The sequence below is a fragment of the Micromonospora sp. C28SCA-DRY-2 genome (assembly GCF_030519475.1).
Classification (GTDB): domain Bacteria; phylum Actinomycetota; class Actinomycetes; order Mycobacteriales; family Micromonosporaceae; genus Micromonospora.
On sequence record NZ_JAUMKD010000003.1, the window covers coordinates 852,751 to 874,440 of the forward strand.

The 21,690-nt window shown below is 74.4% G+C and carries 22 protein-coding genes and 1 pseudogene; 13 read left to right on the plus strand and 10 right to left on the minus strand.

The genetic code is table 11. From position 1 onward, the window contains the following. The first annotated feature begins 47 nt into the window (after window positions 1-47). Entirely contained in the window at window positions 48-302 is a 255-nt protein-coding gene (locus Q3W71_RS17460; RefSeq protein WP_172899298.1) for a DUF2630 family protein, read from the plus strand. Here the strand turns inward: Q3W71_RS17460 and Q3W71_RS17465 are convergent. From Q3W71_RS17465 to Q3W71_RS17475, 3 genes and pseudogenes are all read right to left on the minus strand, one after another. After that, window positions 301-1,176: pseudogene (locus tag Q3W71_RS17465) on the minus strand (serine protein kinase RIO); the annotation flags it as partial. The gene Q3W71_RS17460 and the pseudogene Q3W71_RS17465 overlap by 2 nt on opposite strands. 191 nt (window positions 1,177-1,367) lie before the next feature. Beyond that, the gene (locus Q3W71_RS17470) at window positions 1,368-2,012 is read right to left on the minus strand and encodes an HAD family hydrolase (protein WP_302920394.1); all 645 of its coding nucleotides are present in this window, start codon (window positions 2,010-2,012) and stop codon (window positions 1,368-1,370) included. A gap of 61 nt (window positions 2,013-2,073) precedes the next feature. Beyond that, the gene (locus tag Q3W71_RS17475) at window positions 2,074-2,943 is read right to left on the minus strand and encodes a carbon-nitrogen hydrolase family protein (protein WP_302920395.1); all 870 of its coding nucleotides are present in this window, start codon (window positions 2,941-2,943) and stop codon (window positions 2,074-2,076) included. Window positions 2,944-3,048: 105 nt separating this feature from the next. Between Q3W71_RS17475 and Q3W71_RS17480 the strand changes: the two genes are divergently transcribed. The 6 genes from Q3W71_RS17480 (at window position 3,049) to mug (ending at window position 7,631) form a co-directional block, all read left to right on the plus strand. Continuing rightward, a complete protein-coding gene (locus tag Q3W71_RS17480) occupies window positions 3,049-3,621 on the plus strand; it encodes a TetR/AcrR family transcriptional regulator (RefSeq protein ID WP_302920396.1) in 573 nt (190 codons plus the stop codon). Window positions 3,622-3,770: 149 nt separating this feature from the next. Continuing rightward, a complete protein-coding gene (locus tag Q3W71_RS17485) occupies window positions 3,771-4,676 on the plus strand; it encodes a TIGR04222 domain-containing membrane protein (protein ID WP_302920397.1) in 906 nt (301 codons plus the stop codon). Beyond that, window positions 4,673-5,491, plus strand: a complete 819-nt coding sequence (locus Q3W71_RS17490) for a DUF692 domain-containing protein (protein WP_302920398.1) — start codon at window positions 4,673-4,675, stop codon at window positions 5,489-5,491. Before Q3W71_RS17485 ends, Q3W71_RS17490 begins: the two co-directional genes overlap by 4 nt. A 182-nt stretch (window positions 5,492-5,673) precedes the next feature. Continuing rightward, window positions 5,674-6,108: a hypothetical protein gene (locus Q3W71_RS17495; RefSeq protein ID WP_302920440.1), complete on the plus strand. Its 435-nt coding sequence runs from the start codon at window positions 5,674-5,676 to the stop codon at window positions 6,106-6,108. 87 nt (window positions 6,109-6,195) lie between these two features. Then, on the plus strand, window positions 6,196-6,957 hold the full coding sequence (locus tag Q3W71_RS17500; protein WP_302920399.1) for an SDR family oxidoreductase: 762 nt from the start codon (window positions 6,196-6,198) through the stop codon (window positions 6,955-6,957). A gap of 152 nt (window positions 6,958-7,109) precedes the next feature. After that, window positions 7,110-7,631 (plus strand): G/U mismatch-specific DNA glycosylase, encoded by a 522-nt coding sequence (gene mug, locus Q3W71_RS17505; protein WP_302920441.1) that lies wholly within the window; start codon window positions 7,110-7,112, stop codon window positions 7,629-7,631. 4 nt (window positions 7,632-7,635) lie between these two features. Here the strand turns inward: mug and Q3W71_RS17510 are convergent, their stop codons facing one another. The 3 genes from Q3W71_RS17510 to Q3W71_RS17520 form a co-directional block, all read right to left on the minus strand. Beyond that, window positions 7,636-9,612 (minus strand): ABC transporter ATP-binding protein, encoded by a 1,977-nt coding sequence (locus Q3W71_RS17510; protein WP_302920442.1) that lies wholly within the window; start codon window positions 9,610-9,612, stop codon window positions 7,636-7,638. A gap of 113 nt (window positions 9,613-9,725) precedes the next feature. Beyond that, on the minus strand, window positions 9,726-10,493 hold the full coding sequence (locus tag Q3W71_RS17515; RefSeq protein WP_302920400.1) for an enoyl-CoA hydratase/isomerase family protein: 768 nt from the start codon (window positions 10,491-10,493) through the stop codon (window positions 9,726-9,728). Window positions 10,494-10,536: 43 nt separating this feature from the next. Beyond that, window positions 10,537-10,764 (minus strand): helix-turn-helix domain-containing protein, encoded by a 228-nt coding sequence (locus tag Q3W71_RS17520; RefSeq protein WP_007462679.1) that lies wholly within the window; start codon window positions 10,762-10,764, stop codon window positions 10,537-10,539. 234 nt (window positions 10,765-10,998) lie between these two features. Here Q3W71_RS17520 and Q3W71_RS17525 point away from each other — a divergent pair, with 234 nt between their 5' ends. Further along, window positions 10,999-11,598, plus strand: a complete 600-nt coding sequence (locus Q3W71_RS17525) for a cadmium resistance transporter (RefSeq protein WP_302920401.1) — start codon at window positions 10,999-11,001, stop codon at window positions 11,596-11,598. 155 nt (window positions 11,599-11,753) lie between these two features. After that, window positions 11,754-12,482: a VOC family protein gene (locus tag Q3W71_RS17530; RefSeq protein ID WP_302920402.1), complete on the plus strand. Its 729-nt coding sequence runs from the start codon at window positions 11,754-11,756 to the stop codon at window positions 12,480-12,482. A 178-nt stretch (window positions 12,483-12,660) separates the two neighbouring features. Here the strand turns inward: Q3W71_RS17530 and Q3W71_RS17535 are convergent, their stop codons facing one another. Beyond that, on the minus strand, window positions 12,661-13,863 hold the full coding sequence (locus tag Q3W71_RS17535) for an MFS transporter (RefSeq protein WP_302920403.1): 1,203 nt from the start codon (window positions 13,861-13,863) through the stop codon (window positions 12,661-12,663). Between the two features lie 29 nt (window positions 13,864-13,892). Further along, complete coding sequence (locus tag Q3W71_RS17540; RefSeq protein ID WP_302920404.1) at window positions 13,893-14,609, minus strand: SDR family NAD(P)-dependent oxidoreductase; 717 nt, start codon at window positions 14,607-14,609, stop codon at window positions 13,893-13,895. A gap of 57 nt (window positions 14,610-14,666) precedes the next feature. Between Q3W71_RS17540 and Q3W71_RS17545 the strand changes: the two genes are divergently transcribed. Next, window positions 14,667-15,185: a MarR family winged helix-turn-helix transcriptional regulator gene (locus tag Q3W71_RS17545; RefSeq protein ID WP_302920405.1), complete on the plus strand. Its 519-nt coding sequence runs from the start codon at window positions 14,667-14,669 to the stop codon at window positions 15,183-15,185. Window positions 15,186-15,327: 142 nt separating this feature from the next. On the opposite strand, the gene Q3W71_RS17550 is transcribed toward Q3W71_RS17545, so the two are convergent. Beyond that, window positions 15,328-16,932 (minus strand): ABC-F family ATP-binding cassette domain-containing protein, encoded by a 1,605-nt coding sequence (locus Q3W71_RS17550; RefSeq protein WP_302920406.1) that lies wholly within the window; start codon window positions 16,930-16,932, stop codon window positions 15,328-15,330. Between the two features lie 246 nt (window positions 16,933-17,178). Between Q3W71_RS17550 and Q3W71_RS17555 the strand changes: the two genes are divergently transcribed. Then, window positions 17,179-18,096: a neutral zinc metallopeptidase gene (locus Q3W71_RS17555; RefSeq protein ID WP_302920443.1), complete on the plus strand. Its 918-nt coding sequence runs from the start codon at window positions 17,179-17,181 to the stop codon at window positions 18,094-18,096. Between the two features lie 95 nt (window positions 18,097-18,191). Here the strand turns inward: Q3W71_RS17555 and Q3W71_RS17560 are convergent, their stop codons facing one another. Next, window positions 18,192-19,535, minus strand: coding sequence for a carbohydrate-binding protein (locus Q3W71_RS17560; protein ID WP_302920407.1), 1,344 nt, complete (start codon window positions 19,533-19,535; stop codon window positions 18,192-18,194). Window positions 19,536-19,745: 210 nt separating this feature from the next. On the opposite strand from Q3W71_RS17560, the gene Q3W71_RS17565 reads away from it, so the two are divergent. Together Q3W71_RS17565 and Q3W71_RS17570 are read left to right on the plus strand one after the other, a co-directional pair. Further along, window positions 19,746-20,729 carry a helix-turn-helix domain-containing protein gene (locus tag Q3W71_RS17565; RefSeq protein ID WP_302920408.1) on the plus strand — a complete coding sequence of 328 codons (984 nt, stop codon included), beginning with the start codon at window positions 19,746-19,748 and terminating at the stop codon, window positions 20,727-20,729. A gap of 158 nt (window positions 20,730-20,887) precedes the next feature. Then, window positions 20,888-21,673 carry a carbohydrate-binding protein gene (locus Q3W71_RS17570; protein WP_302920409.1) on the plus strand — a complete coding sequence of 262 codons (786 nt, stop codon included), beginning with the start codon at window positions 20,888-20,890 and terminating at the stop codon, window positions 21,671-21,673. Window positions 21,674-21,690: the final 17 nt, after the last annotated feature.

A 21,690-nucleotide genomic window follows, 5' to 3' on the forward strand; every position in this document is an offset into this window, starting at 1 on the left:
CGGCCGGGGATGAATCCGCGCGTGTCCCGGCCCCCTGTGCCAGGCTCATGGGCATGGACGACAAGACCATCCTGAACCGGATCTCCGAGCTGGTCGACGAGGAGCACCGGCTGCGCGCGGACGCGCAGGCCAACGAGACGGGCACCGACGACGCGGCCCGCGAGCGGCTGCGCGAGCTGGAGGAGTCCCTCGACCAGTGCTGGGACCTGCTGCGCCGCCGGCGGGCGGCCCGGCAGACCCATGGCGACCCGGACGCCCAGGGCGTACGGCCCAAGCCGGAGGTCGAGCGCTACCTCCAGTGAGACCCCGGCCGCGCGCCGCGAACCAGGTGCTGACCACCCGGACGTCGCGGGCCAGGAAGTCCGGGCCCTGCGGGTTGGCCACCACGTCGACCACCTGGGGCAGGTCGATCAGCACCAGCCGCCCCCGGTGCACCAGCAGGTTGTACGGCGACAGGTCGCCGTGCGCGTAGCCGGCGCGGGCCAGCACGACCAGCGCGTCGACCAACTGCTCCCACAGGTCGCGCAACTGCGCCGGATCGGGCCGCAACTGGGCCAGCCGGGGCGCGGCCCTCCCCTCCTCGGGCTCGCCCAGGAACTCCAGCATCAGCTCGGTGCCCCGCAACTGCACGGGGTACGGCACGGCGATCCGGCCGTGCGCGGCGCCGATCTCCCAGAGCCGGGCCAGCGCGGCGAACTCGGCCGCCGCCCACTGCCCGGCGATCATCTGCCGGCCGAACGCGGTCCGGCCGGTCATCGCCCGCATCTCCCGGGACCGGCGGACCCGGCGCCCCTCCAGGTAGCCGGCGTCGCGGTGGAACATCCGGTGCTCGGCGTCCCGGTAGCGCTTGACCGCCAACAGGCAGGACCGGTCGGTGCCGGGCACCGCCCGGCGGACCAGGTGGACGTCCGCCTCCTTGCCGGTCTTCAGCACACCGAGTTCGGTGTCCTTGGCGGCCAGTTCGGTGACCAGCCAGTCCGGGTGGGGTTGCGGGCCGTGCACGGCGTCGTCCCAGGAGGACCAGCTCTCCCCGGTCTCCGGGTCCGGCTCGGCGTCCGGGTCGGCGAGGACGGGCTCGGGGGCCCGCCCGCGCTTCAGGAAGGTCGGTTCGTCGTCGTCGAAGCGGCGCTTGCCGCGGGTACGGCGCTCGCGCGCCGGAAGGTCGTGATCGCGCACTGCGGTGGTGATCCCTTGCTCGAGGCTGATGGAGGCAGGTGGAAGCGACCTGCGAAGACGGCCATGACCGACCCCCTCTCCTCGACCGGGCGCGCGCCCGGGTGCACGATGCGCCGACCATGCTCGCGACCCGGGTCGCGCCTGGTCAACCGAATTACCGTCGCGGCGGCCTCGCCGGCCGCGCCGCGGGCTCAGCCGGCGAGCACGGTGGCGACGGCGGCGATCAGGCCGTCCGCCGTCCGGGTCGGCGCGAACCGTGGGTCGGTCCAGGTGCGCCCGCGGTGCAGCCAGACGCTGGGCAGGCCGACGGCGGTGGCGCCGCCGATGTCCGTCTCCGGGCTGTCGCCGACCACCCATGCGCCGCGCAGCGGCATCCGGACCCGCTGGGCGGCCAGCGCGAAGATCCTCGGGTTGGGCTTGCTGACCCCGGCCTCCTCGGAGATCACCCAGTCGGCCACGAACCGGTCCAGCCCGGTCCGCCGGATCATCGCCTCCTGCTGGCGGACCGTGCCGTTGCTGACCACCACCGGCACCCACCCGGCGTCGTCGGCGATCCGCAGCGCGCAGGCCACCAGCGGGTCCAGCCGGACGTTGGCCACCACTCCCTCGTACAGCTCCTCCACCAGGTCGATGGAGGGGATGCGCAGCCCGTACCGGTCCCGGATGGCGTCGGCCACGTCCCACTTGTCGGTGAGCCCGTCGGCGTCGATGGAGATCAGCCAGTCGATGTCGGCCGGCGGCGCGCCGATGCCGTCCAGGAACCGTTCACCCCAGGCGCGGAACGGGCCGGCCCGGTCGAGCAGGGTGTTGTCCAGGTCCAGCAGGAGCAGCGGCACTCGGGCACCCTACGGGACACCGGTGCACGGCCGACAGGGCCCGGCGGGGCGCCGACTCCGGTCAGGCGGTGAGCACCGCACGGGCCGCTCCCTGGTCCGCGAGGCGGTCGACCAGCATGGAGTGGGCCGTCCGGGTGGCCGCCAGGGCGGTCGGGTCGAGCGTCGCGACCAGCACGTCCTCGCCGGTGTCCGCGCCGCGTGCCAGCGGGCGGCCCTCCGGGTCGTAGACCGCCGCGCCGCCGTTGAACCGCCACGGCGGTTCGCCGCCTACGGAGTTGGCGAAGACCACGTACATGGTGTTGTCCAGCGCCCGGGCCGGGTAGTAGAGGTCGCGGCGGTGTTCCGAGCCGGCCAGGTAGCCGCTCGGGCAGAGGTAGGCGTGCGCCCCGTCGGCCGCGGCGGCCCGGCCGTGCTCCGGGAAGCAGCCGTCGTAGCAGATGCCGAGCCCGAACCGCCAGTCGTCGACCAGCAGGGTGGCGCCGCGCCGGCCGGGCACGAACAGCTCCCGCTCGCCGCCCCAGAGCTGCTGCTTGTCGTACCCGACCCGGACACCGCCGGTGCGATCCACGACGAGCGAGGAGATGGTCCGCCGGCCGTCCGGGTGCCGGACCGCCGCGCCGACCACCACCACCGTGCCGCCGTCGCGGGCGGCAGCCCGCAAGGGGTCCAGCCGCGGGTCGTCGACGCCCGCCGCCGGATCGGCCGCGACGTCCGTGCCGGCCGGGTCGGCCGCCAGCACCGGCGGGTGGTACGCGGGCAGGAAGAGTTCCGGCAGCACCGCCACCCGGGCACCCTGGTCGGCCGCCCGACGGGCCAGCCGGCCGGCGGTGGCCGCGTTGCCGGCCACGTCGCCGGGGACGGGTCCGGCCTGGACGGCCGCCACGGTCAGCGGCGCGGCGGGCAGGGCGGTGGGAGCGGGGGGTGGCGTCACGGCGCGATCGTAGCCGGGCCGCGGCGGCGCGGTGATCGACCAACCGCCGGATCCAAGCCGTACGTACGGTTTGCAGTACGCGGGGTGACCTGACACGATCGACCCGTGCCCAGAGTAAGTCAGGACCAGCTCGACGCGCGCCGGCAGGAGATCCTTGCCGCCGCGCGGGCGTGTTTCGCCCGGCACGGCTACGAGGGCGCCACCGTGCGCCGGCTGGAGGAGGCCACCCGGCTGTCCCGGGGCGCGATCTTCCACCACTTCCGCGACAAGGACTCGCTCTTCCTCGCCGTCGCCGAGGACGACGCCGCGGTGATGGTCGAGACGGTGGCCCGCAACGGTCTGGTCCAGGTGATGCGCGACCTGCTGGCCGGGGCGGTCTCCCCGGACACCACCGGCTGGCTCGGCAGCCAACTGGAGGTGTCCCGGCGGCTGCGCACCGACCCGGCGTTCGCCAAGCGGTGGGCGGAGCGGTCGGCCGCCATCGCCGAGGCGACCCGGGAGCGGCTGGCCCGCCAGCGGGAGGCCGGCGTGCTGCGCGAGGACGTCCCGATCGACGTGCTGGCCCAGTTCCTGGAACTCGCCTACGACGGGCTGGTGCTGCACCTGGCCATGGGCCGGCCGGCCGGCGACCTCGGCCGGGTGCTGGACCTGGTCGAGGAGGCGGTCCGCCGGCGCTGACGCCCGGCCTTTCAGCGCAGGGGCGTACCCCGCCGCAGCCGGCGCGGGCCGGAATCGCGCCACGCCGGGCGGGGTGGCACCGGGCGGTGCGGCGTGGCGGTCCTGCTCCACAATGGGGCCGCCGATCCCTCCGGCGACAGGAGCAGCCGATGTCCGTCCTTGCCGCACCGGGCGACACCTGGGGCATCCCCGGTCCGACCTTCCTGCGCTTCTACCTCGCCGCGGCCGTCCTGGTGGCGGTCCTCGGCGCGATCCACCGGGCCCGGGTGCTCGCCGGCTCCCGGCAACCCGGCTACGACCAGCTCAGCCCGGAGCAGGCCGCCTACCTCAACGGCGGCGCGGCGCTGGCCGTGCACGCCACGCTGGGCGCCCTGCGCGGCACCGGTTCCGTCGGCGTCGGCCGGGACCGCCGCCTGGTCACCACCGGGCCGATGCCCGCGGGTGCCACGCCGCTGGCCCAGGCCGTCCACAACGCGGCCGGCCGCCGGACCAGGGTCGCGGACCTGCGCCGGGACCAGTGGGTGGCCTCGGCCCTCACCCAGCTCGGCGGCGACCTCGAACAGCGCGGGCTCGCCCTCTCGCCGGCCGGCCGGGAATCCGCCCGGCGCGGGGCGATGGGTCTGCTGATCCTGCTGGCCGTCGGGGTGTTCCGGCTCTTCGCCGGGCTCTCCGGCGACAAGCCGGTCGGCTACCTGCTGCTCAGCCTGGCGGGGATCTTCGTGGCCTTCCTGATCCTGGTCCGGGCGCCGTACCGGACCCGGGCCGGCCGGGCCGCGCTGCGCACCCTGCGCCAGCGGCACGTCCACCTCGCCCCGGCCTCCTCCCCCGCGTACGCCACCTACGGCGCGGCCGGCGCCGCGATGGGCGTCGCGCTGTTCGGCACCGCCGCGCTCTGGGCGATGGATCCGGGCTTCGCCGAGCAGGCCGAGATCCAGCGGCAGGCGCTGGGCAACAGCGGCGGCACCGGCGGCTGCGGTGGCGGCAGCAGCTCCGGTTGCGGCGGCGGCAGCTCCTGCGGGGGCGGCGGCTGCGGAGGCGGGGGGTGCGGCGGATGACCGGCCCGACCGGGGTGGGCATCGGCTGGCGCCCCGAGATCGCCGGCTTCGTCGCCGAGCTGCCCGGCCTGCGCTTCGTGGAGGTGGTGGCGGAGTCCGTGCCGGCGGCCGGTCCGCTGCCGGTCGGCCTGGCGGCGCTGCGCGAGCGGGGCGTCACTGTCGTACCGCACGGGGTGCGGCTCTCCCTGGGCGGGGCGGAGCCGGTCGACCCGGCCCGGGTCGCCCAACTGGCCGCGGTGGCGCGGCTGGTGGACGCCCCGCTGGTCAGCGAGCACATCGCGTTCGTCCGGGCCGGCGGGCTGGAGGCCGGTCACCTGCTGCCGCTGCCGCGTACCCGGGAGGCGGTCGACGCGGTCTGCGCCAACGTCGACCGCGCCCAGGCCCAGCTGCCGGTGCCGCTCGCGCTGGAACCGATCGCGGCGCTGTTCGACTGGCCGGACGACGAACTGGACGAGGCCGCGTTCCTGACCGAGATCCTGGAGCGCACCGGCGCCCTGCTGCTGCTCGACGTCGCCAACGTGTACGCCAACGCGCGCAACCGCGGCACCGACCCGCTCGCGCTGCTGGACCGGCTGCCCCTGGACCGGGTCGCGTACGCGCACGTGGCCGGCGGCGCCGAGCACGGCGGCTTCTACCACGACACGCACACCGACCCGGTGCCGGCCGAGGTGCTCGACCTGCTCGGCGAACTCTGCGCGCGACACCGGCCGCCGGCCCTGCTGCTGGAGCGCGACGGGCACTACCCGCCCGCCGCGACGCTCCGCGCCGAACTGGACGCCCTCGCCGCGGCCTCGGGATTCCCGGTGGTCACGTGAGCGCCGACCCGCTCCCCGCCGACCCAGCCACCCGGCCGGCGCCCGGCCCGAGCGACGACCGCCCCGTGCGGCCGACCGCCGACGTGACCCATGCCCCGGCGGACGACGGCCCGACCGCGCGGCCGGCAGACGACTTCGCGGCCCGTCCCGACGACGCCCCGGCCACCCGGCCGGCGAAGGATCTGGCGGCTCGGCAGGCGGAGCTGGTGGCGGCGCTGGTGGCCGGCGCCCCGACACCGTCGGGCTTCGACCCGGCGCCCCTGGCCGCGGCCCGGGCGGCGCTGCTGCGCAAGCGCGCCGGCGACGTGGCCCGGCACTGGCCGCTGCTCGCCGCCGGCTTCGGCGCCGACTGGCCGGCGACCTTCGCCGGCTGGGCGGCCGGCCGGCCCACCGCCGGGTCGCTGCGCGACGGCTGGGACCTGGCCCGCGCGCTGCGGGAGCGGAGCGCCCTGCCGCCGCTCGGCGCCGAGGAACTGGCGGTGCGCGAGGCGACCGACCGCTACGACGGGCACCGGCCACCACGGCCGCGCCGGATGCCGGCGCTCGGGCGCGCCGGCGGCGCCGTCGCTGTGCAGCTCGCCGGTCGGGTACGCCTGCTGCGCCCGGCCCGCCGCTGACCGCCCGAGGGTGGCCGGTCGCCGCGGCGGCCACGGCGGGCCGACCCGCGGGGTGGCGGCGGCCGCCGGATGCGGCAGGATCGAGCCATGGATCTGGGACTGACCGATCGGGTGTACGTGCTCACCGGCGCGTCCCGGGGCCTCGGTTACGCCACCGCTGAGTGCCTCGTCGCCGACGGCGCCCGGGTGGTGCTCTCCGCCCGAGACGCCGACGGGGTCGCCGCCGCCGCCGAGCGGCTCGGCGGGCCCCGGCGGGCCGTCGGGCTGCCCGTCGACCTGACCGACCCGACGGCGCCGGAACGCCTGGTGGCCACGGCCCGGGAGCACTTCGGCCGGCTGGACGGTGCGCTGGTCTCGGTCGGCGGCCCGCCGGGCGGCAGCGCCGCCTCGGTCAGCGACGAACAGTGGCGGCGATCCTTCGAGACGGTCTTCCTCGGCACGGTCCGGATGGTGCGGACGGTGGCCGCCGAACTGCTCGACGGCGGCGCGATCGGCCTGGTGCTCTCCACCTCGGCCCGTGGCCCGCTGCCCGGGCTGGGCATCTCCAACGGGCTGCGCCCCGGCCTGGCCGGGGCGGCGAAGGACATCGCCGACGAGTACGGCCCCCGCGGCGTGCGGGTGGTCGGCCTGCTGCCGGGGCGGATCATGACCGACCGGAACCGGGAGCTGTTCGCCGCGACCGGCGACGCCGACCGGGCACGCGCCGAGGCCGAGGCGGGGATCCCGTTGCGCCGCATCGGCGAGCCGGCGGAGTTCGGCCGGGTCGCGGCGTTCGTGCTCTCCCCCGCGGCGAGCTACCTGACCGGGGTCACCGTCCCGGTCGACGGTGGCGCGCTGCGCGGCCTGTGACGACCGGCCCCGGCCGGGGCCGCGGTGACCGGGCGCGCCCCGAGCCGGCCGCGCCACCGACCCCCGGCCCCGCGACCCGACCCGCGACCGGTACGCCGACCGGCGAGACCCGGCCGGGCGGTTCCGGGCAGCGGCGGCCCACCCGGGAGGAGTTGGCGGCCGCGGCGGACCGGACCCTGCCGGACGTCATCGCGCCCGGGCTCGACGTGCTCTTCGTCGGCATCAACCCCGGCCTGTGGTCGGCGGCCACCGGCTGGCACTTCGCCCGGCCCGGCAACCGGTTCTGGCCGGCCCTGCACCGCGGCGGGTTCACGCCCCGGCAGCTGCACCCGAGCGAGCAGGACGAGCTGCCCGGCTACGGGCTGGGCATCACCAACATGGTCGCCCGGGCCAGCGCCCGGGCCGACGAGCTGACCGCCGCCGAACTCGTCGAGGGGGCGGAGATCCTCGCCGGCAAGGTGGGGCGGTACCGGCCGCGCTGGGTGGCCGTGGTCGGGGTGACCGCGTACCGGATCGGGTTCACCCGGCCGAAGGGCGGCTTCGGCCCGCAGCCGGAGCCGCTGGCCGGCGCCCGGCTCTGGGTGCTGCCCAACCCGAGCGGGTTGAACGCGCACTTCACCCCGGCGACGCTGGGCGCCGCCTTCGCCGAGCTGCGGGCCGCCGCGACCGGCTGACCGGTCAGTTCGCCGCGGCGGGTGGCAGCGCGTCGTCGGGCACGTAGGAGCGCATCGGCAGGGTCACCGGCTCCGGACCGGTCGCGTCCGCGTACGGGGTGGGCGAGTCGGCCACCGCGAACTGGGTGCGGTAGAGCTCGGCGTACAGGCCGCCGACGGCCACCAGCTCGTCGTGCCGGCCGCGCTCCACGATCCGCCCGTCGTCCAGGACCAGGATCTGGTCGGCGTCGCGGACGGTGGAGAGCCGGTGCGCGATGACCAGCGCGGTACGCCCGGTCAGCGCCACCGACAGCGCCCGCTGCACCGCCGCCTCGCTCTCCGAGTCCAGGTGCGCGGTCGCCTCGTCGAGGATCACGATCGAGGGCGCCTTGAGCAGCAGCCGGGCGATGGCGATGCGCTGCTTCTCGCCGCCGGAGAAGCGGTAGCCCCGCTCACCCACGGTGGTCTGCAGGCCGTCGGGCAGCGACCGGACCAGGTCGGCGACCTGGGCGCCGGCCAGCGCCGCCCAGAGCTCGTCGTCGGTGGCGTCCGGCTTGGCGTAGCGGAGGTTGTCGGCGATCGTCTCGTGGAACAGGTGGGAATCCTGGGTGACCACGCCGATCTCGTCGCGCAGCGAGTCGAGGGTCGCGTCGCGGACGTCGACCCCGCCGACCAGCACCTGCCCGTCGGTGACGTCGTAGATCCGGCTGATCAGCATGGACAGCGTCGACTTGCCCGCGCCGGACGGGCCGACCAGCGCCACCATCTGCCCCGGCTCGACGGCGAACGAGACGCCCTTGAGCACCGGCTCGTTGACCGTACGGTCCAGCGTGGCGACCTCCTCCAGGGAGGCGAGCGAGATCTCGGCGGCGCTCGGGTAGCGGAACCGCACCTCGCGGAACTCCACCCGGCCGTTGCCACGCGGCACCGGGACGGCGTCGGGCTTCTCCTTGATCGCCGGCTCGAGGTCGAGCACCTCGAAGACCCGGTCGAAGGAGACCAGCGCGCTCATCACGTCGACCCGGACGTTGGACAGCGCGGTCAGCGGGCCGTAGAGGCGGGTGAGCAGCAGGGCGAGGGTCACCACGGTGCCGGCGCTGACCGACCCGGTGACCGCCAGCCAGCCGCCGAGGCCGTAGGTGAGCGCCTGGGCGAGCGAGGCCACCAGCAGCATCGCCACGAAGAACGTCCGCGAGTACATCGCCGACTGGATGCCGATGTCGCGTACCCGCTCGGCCCGGCCGGCGAACCGGCGGGCCTCCACGTCGGGCCGGCCGAAGAGCTTGACCAGCAGCGCGCCCGCGACGTTGAACCGCTCGGTCATCGTCGCGTTCATCTTGGCGTCGAGGTTGTACGACTCGCGGGTGATCTCGGCCAGCCGCTTGCCGACCCGCCGCGCCGGGATGATGAAGACCGGCAGCAGCACCAGCGACAGCGCGGTGATCTGCCAGGAGAGGGTGAACATCACCGCGGCGGTGAGCACCAGCTGGATGACGTTGCTGACCACGCCGGAGAGCGTCGAGGTGAATGCGCGCTGGGCGCCGAGCACGTCGTTGTTGAGCCGGCTGACCAGGGCGCCGGTCTGGGTACGGGTGAAGAACTGCAACGGCATCCGCTGCACGTGGTCGTAGACCCGGGTGCGCAGGTCGAGGATGATCCCCTCGCCGATCCGGGCCGAGTACCAGCGTTGGGCCAGCGAGAGCAGCGCGTCGGCGACCGCGAGCCCGGCGATGACCAGGGCGAGCCGGACGACCAGGGAGCCGGCCTCCGCGCCGCCCCGGCTGATCGCGTCGATCACGTCACCGGCGAGCACCGGGGTGGCGACCCCGATCACCGCGGCGAGCACCACGGTGATCAGGAAGACCACGATGTCCCGCCGGTAGGGGCGGGCGAAGGCCACGATCCGGTGGGCCACGCCGCGCTGGAGCCGGTGGGTGGAGATCTCGTCCCGGCTGCGCATCGACCGGAGCATGCTCCAGCCGCCCATGCCGCCGCCGGACATCGGGTTGGACACGCTCACCTCCGGGTCGTCGGGCTGACCACCACCGTCAGGTCAATTCTCCCGACGACTCTGACAACCTCGGCCGTAACCCGGATCTTCCCGAACGGTCCTTACTATTCTCCTCGGCCGGCCAGATCACGCAGCCGGCGGGTCTGCGCCTCGCGTTCGGCCCGCTGCTGCTCGGCCGGGGACCGGCCGCCCGCGCCGGCCAGCAGCGCCTTGATCTCCACCACCGCGTCCCGGTTGTTGGCCAGCAGCCCGGCGGTGAGGTCGCGCACCGCGCCGTCGAGTTCCGCGTTGGGCACGACGAGGGTGGCCAGCCCGATCCGGTCCGCCTCGGCGGCGTCCAGCCGCCGGCCGGTCGCGCAGATCTCCAGCGCGCGGGAGTAGCCGACCAGGTCGACGAGCCGCTTGGTGCCGGCGAGGTCGGGCACCAGCCCGAGGGTCACCTCGGCCATCGAGAACCTCGCATCGGCGGCGAGGACCCGCAGGTCACAGGCGAGGGCGAGCTGGAAGCCGGCGCCGATGGCGTGGCCCTGCACGGCCGCCACGGAGATCACGTCGGGGCGGTGCAGCCAGGTGAAGGCACCCTGGAACTCGGCGATGCGGTCGGCGCACTCCTGCTCGGGCAGGGTGGCCAGCTCAGCGAACGAGCCCGGCCCGGAGGCACCGGCCACCGACAGGTCGAGGCCGGCGGAGAACGCCCGTCCCTCGCCACGGACGACCACCACGCGGACGTCGCCGGGCAGGTCTCGGGCGAAGTCGCTCATCGCCCGCCACATCGCCGGGGTCTGGGCGTTGAGCACGTCGGGCCGGCACAACGTGACAGTCGCGACGGGCCCGTCGCAGTCCAGCCGTACCCCGGTCGCCTCGGCGGTCACCGGGCGGCCCGGGGCGCGGCGCTGGACGACGCTGCTGGGCGGATCACGCCTTCTTGCGGCGCCGGGCGCCGCCACGCTGCCGCAGCTGCACCCCGGACTCGGTGAGCACCCGGTGGATGAACCCGTAGGAACGGCCGGTCGAGGCCGCGAGCGCGCGGATGCTCTCCCCCGAGGTGTACCGCTTTACCAGGTCCTTGGCGAGCGTCTGACGCTCGGCTCCGACGATCCGGCGACCCTTCTCAGTGCTGGTGGCTGTGCCCGTGGCTGCCATGCTGTGTCCTCACGTCCCAGACTGTGCGGTTCGGATACGGTCCCACCTATTAGACCGCCTCGAACGATCATGCGCCAGATATCAACTCTTCGCCAATCGACACGCTATGCGATGTCACCTTCCCGATAGGGTGACGCCGACGAGGGCCGTCCGGCCATTCGACATCGGCGGATCGGGCGGCCGTGGCGGGGACGCCGGACCCGAGGGCGCCGGGTCGGGCCGTACCCTGCCGGGGTGATCGACCTCTTCGGCACCGCGGCCGGCGCGGCCGTGGTGTTCGCCGCCACCGACGTGGACGACATCGTCATCCTGACCCTGTTCTTCGTGGCCGCCCGCACCACCGGCCGGCCCCGGCCGTGGCAGATCGTCGCCGGGCAGTACCTCGGCATCGGCGCGCTCGCGGTGGCCAGCGCGGTGGTCGCGGCCGGGCTGCTGGTGGTGCCCGATCCGTGGACCGGGCTGCTCGGGCTGCTCCCGATCGCGCTCGGCGTACGGGCCCTGCTCGACCGGGACGACGACGAGGCCCCCGCGGTGGTCGGCTCCGCCCTCGGCGTGGCCGGGGTGACGATCGCCAACGGCGCCGACAACGTCGCTGTCTACGTGCCGGTGTTCCGCGCCCTCGGCCCCGCCGACAGCGCGGTGTTCCTGCTGGTCTTCGTGCTGCTGATCGCGCTGTGGTGCGCGGCCGGCGCCTGGCTCGGCAACCACCCCCGGGTGACCCGCCTGGTCGAACGCGCCGGCCACTGGCTGGTCCCGGCCATCTTCATCGCCATCGGCGTGGTCATCCTGACCACCTCCGGCATCCTCCCCCACCTGCTCACCCTCCCCCGCTGACCCCCACCCGGCCCACCCCCAGCGCAGACCGGGCCGCCGACGGCGCGGTCGATCATGAAGTTGTCGTCGCAACACGCCGGCGCGACCGGCGACAACTTCATGATCAAGGGCGGGGGGTGGGGAGCAGGCGATGGGGAGCACTTAGCATCGGCGGCATGGCGACGCGGCTGGTGCAGATCAACATGAAGGCTCGGGACGACTCCGCGCTGGGCGCTTTCTGGGCGGAGGCGCTCGGCTGGGGAGTCTCCAGCGAGGGACCCGGGGTGACCAACCTCGAACCCGAGGGCTTCGTCTACCCCGACCCGGCCGCCGTCTGCATCGACCTCGTCGCCTACCCCGACCCCAAGACGGTCAAGAACCGCGTGCACGTCGACCTCGCCACCACCTCGGCGGCCCACCATGCCGAGTTGGTCGCCCGCCTGACGGAACTCGGCGCGAAGCCCGCCGACATCGGCCAGGGGGACGTTCCCTGGACGGTCATGGCCGACCCGGAGGGCAACGAGTTCTGCGTGCTGGACTGGCACGACCCGATCCGGGACACCGGACCGATCGCGTCGGTGGTGGTCGACTGCGCGGATCCGCGAGCCATGGCCCGCTTCTGGGGTGAGGCCACGGACTGGACCGTGCACCGGGTGACCGACCAGAACGCGGTGCTGCGCTCCGCCAAGGGCGTCGGCCCGTACCTGCGGTTCGTCCGCACGCCTGACGTGAAGACCGGGTGGAACCGGGTGCATCTCGACGTCCGCCCCTACCCGGGTGACGACCTGGCGGCCGAGGCGGCCAGACTGCTGTCGCTCGGCGCCACCGACATCGACCTGGACGTACCGTGGCGGGTCCTCGCCGACCCGGAGGGCAACGAGTTCTGCCTCCTCACCCCGGCCTGACCGGAACCCTCGTCAGCCGCGCAACGGCCACCGGCCGGCTCCGCACCGCGCCGCTAAGGCGTGTTTCGTAACGCGGTCAGAGCCATTCGGTGATGATGGTGATGGTCCTGACCCGCTCTGACCGGACGGACCGGCGCTGACGGGCCCTGACCGGGCTGATCGGCGGGCCCGGCGGCGGCTACGCCCGCACGCGGGCGCTGGCCCGGATCCGCCAACCGACGAGGCTCGTCAGCGTGAGGGCCGCCGAGGTCGCGGCGAAGAGACCCGTCGACTGCTGGTAGCCGAACCGGTTCCCCACCGCGCCCATGAGCGCGGTGCCGAGCGGGATGGTGGAGAAGGCGACGAGCCGCTTCAGGCTGAGGATGCGCGCACGGGCCTCGGCCGGGGCGGCGTGCAGCCAGACCTGACCGCCGGCCGCGACGAGCACCGAGAACAGCCCACCCACGCAGAACAGGGCGACGACGATGGCCCACGTCGACGCCAGTGCCGCGGCGACGGCGAGCCCCGCACAGATCGACAGGTGGGCGAGGGTCGCCTGCAGCAGCGCTCGGTGCCCGTCGGGCTCGACCGAGCGGGCGCCGATGAGGACGCTGCCGAGGATCATCCCCACGGCGTACGCGGCGAGGGCTCGGCTCGACCAGACGGCCGTCGCCGGTCCGGGGCCCAGCAGGTCGCCGTACCAGGCCGGGAGCATCGCCAGCACCGGCGACACGGCCAGGTTGCTCCATGCTCCGAAGGCGAGCAGGTAACGCAGGTCCGGGCGGGCGGTGACGTACCGCCACACCCGCCTGGTCGACATCTGCGGTCCGGTCGCCCGTGCCGGCCGGGCAGTGCCCGTCCGGCGTCGGAGGCCGAGGGCCGAACTGGTCAGGAGGGTGGCGCCGAGCGCCAGTGCGAGCAGGAGCAGCGCCGCGGGTGCCACCGAGCGGGCGTGCCCGAGGCCGATCAGCCCTCCCGCGAAGACGGGCGAGACGATTCGCTCCAGTTGACCGTGCACCTGACCGAGGAGGGAGAGCCTCCGACGTGGCCAGTGGCCGGGGGCGACATCGACCGTCGTGGTTTCGATCGCCGCGAGGTAGACGATCTCCGCGACGGCCACGGCCAGGTGAAGAAGGACCACACCGACCAGCGCTGCCGGGGACACGCCGCCGGCCAGCGCGACGACGTAGCCCGCAGCGGCGGCGAGGAGCACCACCAGCAGGATCGACAGGCTACGTCGGCGGGGCGTGCGGTCGACCCACCCGCTCGCCAGTGCGTTGGTGACCAGCGCGACGACACCCGTGCCCCCGAGGACCCAGCCGAGGACGAGGCCGTTGGCGTGGGTCGCCAGCCACCAACTGCTGAGGAACAACAGGGCTCCGGTGCCCACGGACGCGATCACGCTTGGCACCCACGAGCGCAGGAAGTCCGTCATCGGGTGGTGACGGCGCCGCCGTTGAGGTGGATCGTCTGGCCGGTGACGTGGCGGGCCTGCGGCGAGAGGAGGAACAGGACGCAGGCGACCGCGTCGGAGAGCGCCCCGACGCGACCGGTCATCGTCTGCCCGCGAAGCTGCTCCTCCCGTTCCCTGGTCATGCCGCCACGGAAGAACTCGGTGCCCGCGACGTACCCCGGAGCCAGGCAGTTGACCGTGATCCCCCGGGCGCCGAGGCGGGCGGCCAGGCCCACGGCGTAGGAGGCGACGGCCGCCTTGGCGGGCCCGTAGAACCCGACCCCACGCTCGGCCGCGATCGACCCGAACAGCACCACGGAGGCCCCGTCGGCCAGGCGGGACTCCAGCGCCGCGACGGTCAGCGCGACCGAGCGGACGTTGCTGGCCATGGTCTCGTCGAGCAGGGCGGCGACGTCGGCGAGGCTCTCGGGCTCAGGGCGGCCGATGGCCGGGTTGCCGCCCGCGCACAGGACGAGCCCGTCGACCGGCTCCGTGACCGACTCGGCGAGCCGGCGCGCGTCGGCCGGGTCGGAGTTGTCGCACGCCAGGAACTCGATCCCGCCGCCGGTCTCCCGGGAGAGCGCCTCCAGCGGGCCCGCCCGCCGCCCGGTGACCAGCACCCTGTCTCCCCGCTCGTGCAGCGCCGACGCGACTGCGCGACCGATGCCGGTTCCTCCGCCGGTGACCACGAACATGGCGCCCTCCGTTAAGGTCTAAACGTTCTTGTTAAGAGCTTAACGTACACTGGTCCGGTGAACACAGGCACCGACAGGGCCGGCGGGATCGAGGCGGCCTGGCGACGGGAACGACCCGACCTCGACCCCTCGTCCATCGCGGTCGTGACGCGCATCTGGCAGCTGGCCAAGGTGTTCGCCGACGAGCGGCGCCGCCTGCTCGCCACGCTGGACATCGACCCGGCCCTGCTGGACCTGCTGGGCACGCTCCGTCGGTCGGGCCACCCCTACACCCTGTCCACCCGCGAGCTCGCCGAGCAGACCCTCGTGACGCCGGCGGCGATCTCCCAGCGCCTGACCAGAGCGGAGCGACAGGAGTGGGTCACGAGGACGCCCGGCTCGGGCCGCCGGGTGTTGGTGCGGCTGACCGACGCCGGCCGAGACCTCATCGACCACGTCGCGGGGCAGATCTTCGACCGGGAGCGAGAGCTGCTGTCGGCCCTCACGGGCACCGAGCAACGCCAGCTCGCGACGCAACTGGAGCGCCTCATCCACGCGATCGCCGAACCGGGGCCCATTCCGACAGTAGGCGCCTAGTACTCCACCGTCACTTGACCTGTTTGCGCTGGTAGTGGGATCGGCGGGCGCGGGCTCGGGAGGTTCGTCTCCAGATCGACGACCCGTGCGGGGTGTGCCCTGGTGGGAGCGTCACCGGCGCGGGACGGGGATGACCTGGGGATCAGGCGAGTTCGACGAGTTCCAGCAGGTCGTCGCTCCAGGCGTCCTCGTCGCCGTCGGGCAGCAGGATGGCCCGGTCGGGCTTGAGCGCCATGACCGCGCCGGGGTCGTGGGTGACCAGCACGATCGCGCCCGGGTAGCGGGCGATGGCGTCGAGCACCTGCTCCCGGCTGACCGGGTCGAGGTTGTTCGTCGGCTCGTCCAGCAGCAGCACGTTCGCGCCCGAGCAGACCAGCGTGGCCAGGGCCAGCCGGGTCTTCTCGCCGCCGGAGAGCACCCCGGCGGGCTTGTCCACGTCCTCGCCGGAGAAGAGGAACGCGCCGAGGATCTTGCGCAGGTCGGTGTCGGTCTGCTCGGCCGCGGCGCTGCGCATGTGCTCCAGCACCGTACGGTCCACGTCCAGCGTCTCGTGTTCCTGGGCGTAGTAGCCCAGCCGCAGCCCGTGCCCCGGGTTGACCTGGCCGGTGTCCGGCTCCAACAGGCCGCCGAGGATGCGCAGCAGGGTGGTCTTGCCGGCGCCGTTGAGCCCGAGGATGGCCACCCGGGAGCCCCGGTCCACCGCCACGTTCACGTCGGTGAAGATCTCCAGCGACCCGTACGACTTCGACAGGCCGGTCGCGGTGAGCGGGGTCTTGCCGCACGGTGCCGGGCTGGGGAAGCGCACCTTGGCCACCTTGTCGGCGACGCGTACCTCCTCCAGGCCGGCGATGAGCCGCTCGGCCCGCCGGGCCATGTTCTGCGCGGCGACGGTCTTGGTGGCCTTGGCCCGCATCTTGTCGGCCTGCGCCATCAGCGCGCCGGCCTTCTTCTCGGCGTTGGCCCGCTCCCGGCGCCGGCGGCGCTCGTCGGTCTCCCGCTGCGCCAGGTACGCCTTCCAGCCCAGGTTGTAGACGTCCACCACGGAGCGGGTGGCGTCCAGGAACCAGACCTTGTTCACCACCGCCTCGAGCAGCGAGGCGTCGTGGCTGATCACGATCAGGCCGCCCTTGTGGTTGGCGAGGAAGCCGCGCAGCCAGGTGATCGAGTCGGCGTCGAGGTGGTTGGTCGGCTCGTCCAGCAGCAGGATGCCGCCGCCGTTCTCGCCGGCGTCGCGGAACAGGATCCGGGCCAGCTCGATGCGGCGGCGCTGGCCGCCGGAGAGGGTGCCGATGGTCTGGGCGAGCGCCCGGTCGGGCAGGCCCAGGTTGGCGCAGATCCGGGCGGCCTCCGCCTCGGCCGCGTACCCGCCGAGCGAGGCGAACTGGTCCTCCAGCACGCCGTAGCGGCGGACCAGCTTCTCGTCCGCGTCGTCGGCGAGCTTGGCCTCGATCTCCTTCATCTGGGCCATCAGCACGTCCAGGCCACGGGCGGAGAGGACCCGGTCCCGGCCGGTGACGTCCAGGTCGCCGGTGCGCGGGTCCTGCGGCAGGTAGCCGATGGCGCTGCGCCGGTCGATCTGCCCGGCGTACGGCTGCCCCTCGCCGGCGAGCACCTTCAGCGTGGTGGTCTTGCCGGCGCCGTTGCGGCCGACCAGGCCGATCCGGTCGCCCGGTTGCACCCGCAGCGTGGTGTCGGACAGCAGGATCCGGGCGCCGGCACGCAGTTCCAGGCCGGTGGCAGTGATCATGTCGGAGAACTCGCTCTCGGGGTCTGGAAGGGCTGACTCAGGGCACGCGAGAGCGCCGGCGGGCCGGAGGGACCGTCGGCGCGGGGCGGTTCAGCCTTCGCAGAGCAGCACGCGGCAAGTGTACCGGGGGACGCCCGGCGCCTCCGCCGGATTACCGACCAAGATCATCGGGTACCCGAATCGGCGTCCGGACCCGGTCCGGTACCGCAACCACCACGACGGATCAAATCGGTGATCGGGGTAGACATGGAGCTGAACGAGAACGCGCGGATCGACACCAGCCAGGTGGACGACCGGCGAGGGTCCGGCGGAGGCGGCGGCCTGGGCGGCATTCCGATCCCGATCGGTGGCGGCCGCGGCGGCCTCGTCGGCATCATCGTCGCCGTGCTGGTCGCCCTGGTCGGCGGCGGCTTCGGGCTGAACGCGGCGACCAACGGCGGCGGCGGCGAGCAGGGCGACAACACCTCGCTGGAGCAGAAGTGCTCCGCCGACGACGCGCTCCAGCAGCTCGACTGCCGCAACACCCTCTACGTGAACTCGATCCAGGCGTACTGGCGGACGGCGCTGCCGGAGGCGTTCGGCGAGCAGTACCGCCCGTCCCGCACCGTGTTCTTCAGCCAGGGCGTGAACACCGCCTGCGGCCAGGCCGACTCCGGCGTCGGCCCGTTCTACTGCCCCGCCGACGACCTGGTCTACATCGACCTGACCTTCTACCGGGTGCTCGCCGAGCAGCTCGGCGCCTCCGGCGAGTTCGCCCAGCCGTACGTGCTGGCCCACGAGTACGGCCACCACGTGCAGGACCTGCTCGGCACCGAGGCGCAGATGCGCCGCCAGCAGCAGCGCGACCCGGACAACGCGAACGCGCTGTCGGTGAAGCTGGAACTCCAGGCCGACTGCTACGCCGGCGCGTGGGCGAAGAACGCCACCGGCACCGCGGACGAGAGCGGCCAGAAGATCTTCACCAGCATCACCGAGCAGGACATCGCGCAGGCCATCGACGCGGCGGAGAAGATCGGCGACGACGCCATCTCCGAGCGGGCGAACCGGCCGGTGAACCCCGAGGAGTTCACCCACGGCTCCTCGGCCCAGCGCAAGGAGTGGTTCACCCGGGGCTACTCCACCGGCGACCCGAAGTCCTGCGACACCTTCGGCGGCGCGCTCTGACGGCGGGTGGGGCGGGATGACCGCCCCGGGGACGGACGCGTGCGGGCCCGGTCGCCACGACGACCGGGCCCGCGGCGTCCGGCAGCGGCGGGGTGTCAGATCCGCTGCCAGAGTGCCGGCACGTTGGGCGGCTCCCAACCCGGCTGGGCGGTGTGCCCCTGGAGGCAGCGGTAGGACACGCCCGCGTAGCTCACCGTCGCGCCGGTGGCGTACGTGGTGCCGACCTGCCAGGTGGTGCCGTCCGGCGGGGTGCCGGTCGCGGTGGGCGTCGGGCTCGGCCCGGGGCCGCCGCCGCTGGTGACCAGCGTCAGCCCGTACGCCGCCAGGATCGGGTTGACCGGCTGGAAGTACATCGTCCCGCCGGTGCTGCAGTTGCCGGAGCCGCCCGAGGTGACCCCCTGGGCCTGGTTGCCGGAGATCCACGAACCGCCGGAGTCACCCGGCTCGGCGCAGGCGTTGCTCCGGGTCAGTCCGGTCACCGTGCCCTCCGGGTAGGTCACCGAGGCGTTCTTCTGCTGGATGGTGCCGCAGCGCCACCCGGTGGTGGAGCCGGAGCGGCAGACCGCCGCGCCCACCGCGGCCTCGACGCTGCCGGCCACCGCCACCGTTCCGCCGCGGTAGTCGTTCACCAGCCCGCGCGGGGTGTTCCCGGCGTCCACCTGCACCCAGGCGTAGTCCCGGCCGGGGAACGTCGAGCCGCGCACCGTGCCGGCGGGCTGCGAGGTGCGGGCCCCGACCCGGCCACAGTGGCCGGCGGTGACGAAGCCACCGTTCACCGAGAAGCCGATCGAGCACCGGCTGCTGCCGGTGTAGTAGGCGTTGCCGCCGATCACGTCGACGTACGGCCGCGGATCCTCCGTGCTGGCTCGGACGCGCAGCACGTCGGCCGGCACCCCGGCGGCGGCGGCGAAGGACCGGGCCGCGGCCGCGCCGCCGTCCCGGGCGAGGACCACGACGGCGTTGCCGGGAAGGTCGGCGTACCAGCCGACGACCGTGGCGGGGGCGGCGGCGGCCCGTCCGTTGAGCCGGTCGACCGCCCGGTCCAGGGCCTGCTCGGGGTGGGTCACCGGCACCGGGACAGCGCCGAGGTTGCGCACCGTGGCGGCGTCGGCGGTGGTGGTGACGCCGACCGACACGGCGTCACCCCGCTCCCCCACCCAGGTGCCGCCGTAGCGGGCGCCGAGGGTGCTGCGCAGCACCTGCTGCACCCGGCTGGCCCGGTCGTCGACGTCGAGCCGGGCCTTGGCCTGGGCCGGAGTCAGCCGCAGGTCCCGTTGCAGGGCGGCGAACACCTCGGGGGCGACGCCGTCGGGGGCGGCGACGGGGGCGGCGGGCGCGGCGGTGGGGTCGGCGCTGGCGTGGGCGGTCAGCGCCACGGTCAGCACCAGCGCGGCGGCACCGAGGGTAGTCGCCGCCACGGTGGTAGTTCGTCGGAGCATGGGGTCTCCTCGCGGGGTCGAGACGATGTGGAGGGTCGAAGCGACCGGCTACGAGCAGGCACGACGTGCCGCCCGGCAGGCTCACCACCGGTGCGCTACAGGAGAGAAAACAGTTGTTGTTAACCCTGTTGCCATCACCGTAGGTTAGACATCCGACGCCGTCAATAAAGACTCTTACCAATTTGCTCACGCCAGTTCAGGGGGCTGCCCGTGTCGCCGTCGCGCTCGCCCGACCCGGCCGCCGGCCGGATCCCGTCCGTCCGATCACGACCGGGCGCCGCCGGTCCGCCACCGGCGCTGCCCCGGCACCACCTGGCCGTACCCGACCAGGACGACCTGCCCTTCGCCGTCGGCACCTTCGACGAGCTCGGTCCGCTGTCCCGCGCCGACTTCCCGCACCGGCACACCTTCTACGAGCTGGTGTACGTGACCCACGGCCGGGCGGCGCACCTGATCGACCTCGACACCCATCCCGTCCGGCCGCCGCACCTGTTCGTCGTCACGCCCGGCCAGGTGCACCAGTGGCGGGACCAGCGCGAGCTGCGCGGCCACGTGTTGCTCTGCACCGCCGAGTTCCTGCTCACCGCCCCGGCGGACCGCGACGCGCTGCACCGCTCGGGCCACCGCTCCTGGCGCCCCCGGGACGCCGCGCAGGCGCGGCGGATCGCCACGCTGCTGCGCTGGGCGACCGCCGAGTACCACCGCCCCGGACCGGGCCGCGCGGGCCCACTCCGGGCCTATCTGCACCTCCTGCTCACCGAGGCGCTGCGGTCCCGCCCCACGGCACCGGCCTCGCACCCGCCCCCGGAGCCGCCGGCCGCCCGAGACCGGCGGGCCGCCGCCATCGCCCGCCACTTCGAGGAACTGCTCGCCGATCCGGACCTGGTCGGCCAGCCGCCCCACGCGTACGCGCGCCGGATCGGCGTGTCGGTGCGCCACCTCAACGACGCGGTGCCGCTCGCCACCGGGACCACTCCCGCCCGGCTGATCCGCCGCGCCCGGGTGCTGGAGGCGAAACGCCTGCTGGCCGGGACGGACCTCACCGTGGCCGCGATCGCCGGCCGGCTCGGCTTCGCCGATCCCGCCTACTTCTGCCGGTTCTTCCGCCGCGAGGTCGGCGACTCCCCCGGCGCGTTCCGGCGGCACGGCGGAAAACACCACGACCCCGTCCGGCCACACATCGACGGATCCTGACGCCGGTCAATAGCGTCGGGTGGCCGGCCCGGCCCCGGGCGGTCCGGGCCGCCACCGGCCATCCGGGCCGGGAAACCCGTCGGAGACGAGGAGGAACGCTCATGAACGGCGCACCCAGAGACGCAGCGGAGCCGGCCGACCCCCGCCACGGTGGTGGCGTGTCCCGCAAGAGCGTGCTGAAGGCCGCGGCGCTGGCCCTGCCCGTCCCGCTCCTCGCCGCCGGGGCCGCTTCGGGCGCCGGCACCGAGGCGACCGCCGCGACGTCCCCGCCACCGCTCACCCCGTACTGCGACGACGGCGACGACCCGACGCCGGAACAGATGGAGGGGCCGTACTTCAAGCCGAACTCACCCCGGCGCACCTCACTGATCGAGCCCGGCGTGGTCGGCACCCGACTCACCGTCATCGGCCACGTCTTCGGGCTGGACTGCCGGCCGGTCCCCGGCGTGCTGCTGGACTTCTGGCAGGCGGACGCCAACGGCGCCTACGACAACACCGGCTACCGGCTGCGCGGGCACCAGTTCACCGACGCCTCGGGCGGGTACCGGCTGAGCACCATCGTGCCGGGCCTCTACCCCGGGCGCACCCGGCACATCCACGTCAAGGCGCAGGCGCCCAACCGGCCGGTGCTCACCACCCAGCTCTACTTCCCGGGCGAGCCCCGCAACAACACCGACCCGATCTTCGACGCCGCCCTGCTGATGACGGTCCGGACGGTGGCCGGCGGCCGGGAGGGCAGCTTCGACTTCGTGCTCAACGTGACCTCCGCGCCCACGCCCACCCCGACCGGCACCGCGCCCGGCGGAACCTGGGCGCCCGGCACCGCCTACCCGGCCGGGGCCCGGGTGACCTACGGCGGTCTCGGCTACCGCTGCCTCCAGGCCCACACCGCGCAGGTCGGCTGGGAGCCGCCGCGGGCGCCGGCGCTCTGGGCCGCGGACTGACCCGGGGGAGGGACCGG

Excerpts from the sequence above, each read along its gene's own strand:
- Q3W71_RS17530 (WP_302920402.1), top strand. The coding sequence starts at position 11,754 with ATGGCGACGCGGCTGGTGCAGATCAACATGAAGGCTCGGGACGACTCC.
- Q3W71_RS17510 (WP_302920442.1), bottom strand. The coding sequence starts at position 9,612 with ATGTCCGGCGGCGGCATGGGCGGCTGGAGCATGCTCCGGTCGATGCGC.
- Q3W71_RS17485 (WP_302920397.1), top strand. The coding sequence starts at position 3,771 with ATGTCCGTCCTTGCCGCACCGGGCGACACCTGGGGCATCCCCGGTCCG.
- Q3W71_RS17500 (WP_302920399.1), top strand. The coding sequence starts at position 6,196 with ATGGATCTGGGACTGACCGATCGGGTGTACGTGCTCACCGGCGCGTCC.
- Q3W71_RS17550 (WP_302920406.1), bottom strand. The coding sequence starts at position 16,932 with ATGATCACTGCCACCGGCCTGGAACTGCGTGCCGGCGCCCGGATCCTG.
- Q3W71_RS17560 (WP_302920407.1), bottom strand. The coding sequence starts at position 19,535 with ATGCTCCGACGAACTACCACCGTGGCGGCGACTACCCTCGGTGCCGCC.
- Q3W71_RS17460 (WP_172899298.1), top strand. The coding sequence starts at position 48 with ATGGGCATGGACGACAAGACCATCCTGAACCGGATCTCCGAGCTGGTC.
- Q3W71_RS17540 (WP_302920404.1), bottom strand. The coding sequence starts at position 14,609 with ATGTTCGTGGTCACCGGCGGAGGAACCGGCATCGGTCGCGCAGTCGCG.
- Q3W71_RS17490 (WP_302920398.1), top strand. The coding sequence starts at position 4,673 with ATGACCGGCCCGACCGGGGTGGGCATCGGCTGGCGCCCCGAGATCGCC.
- Q3W71_RS17555 (WP_302920443.1), top strand. The coding sequence starts at position 17,179 with ATGGAGCTGAACGAGAACGCGCGGATCGACACCAGCCAGGTGGACGAC.
- Q3W71_RS17520 (WP_007462679.1), bottom strand. The coding sequence starts at position 10,764 with ATGGCAGCCACGGGCACAGCCACCAGCACTGAGAAGGGTCGCCGGATC.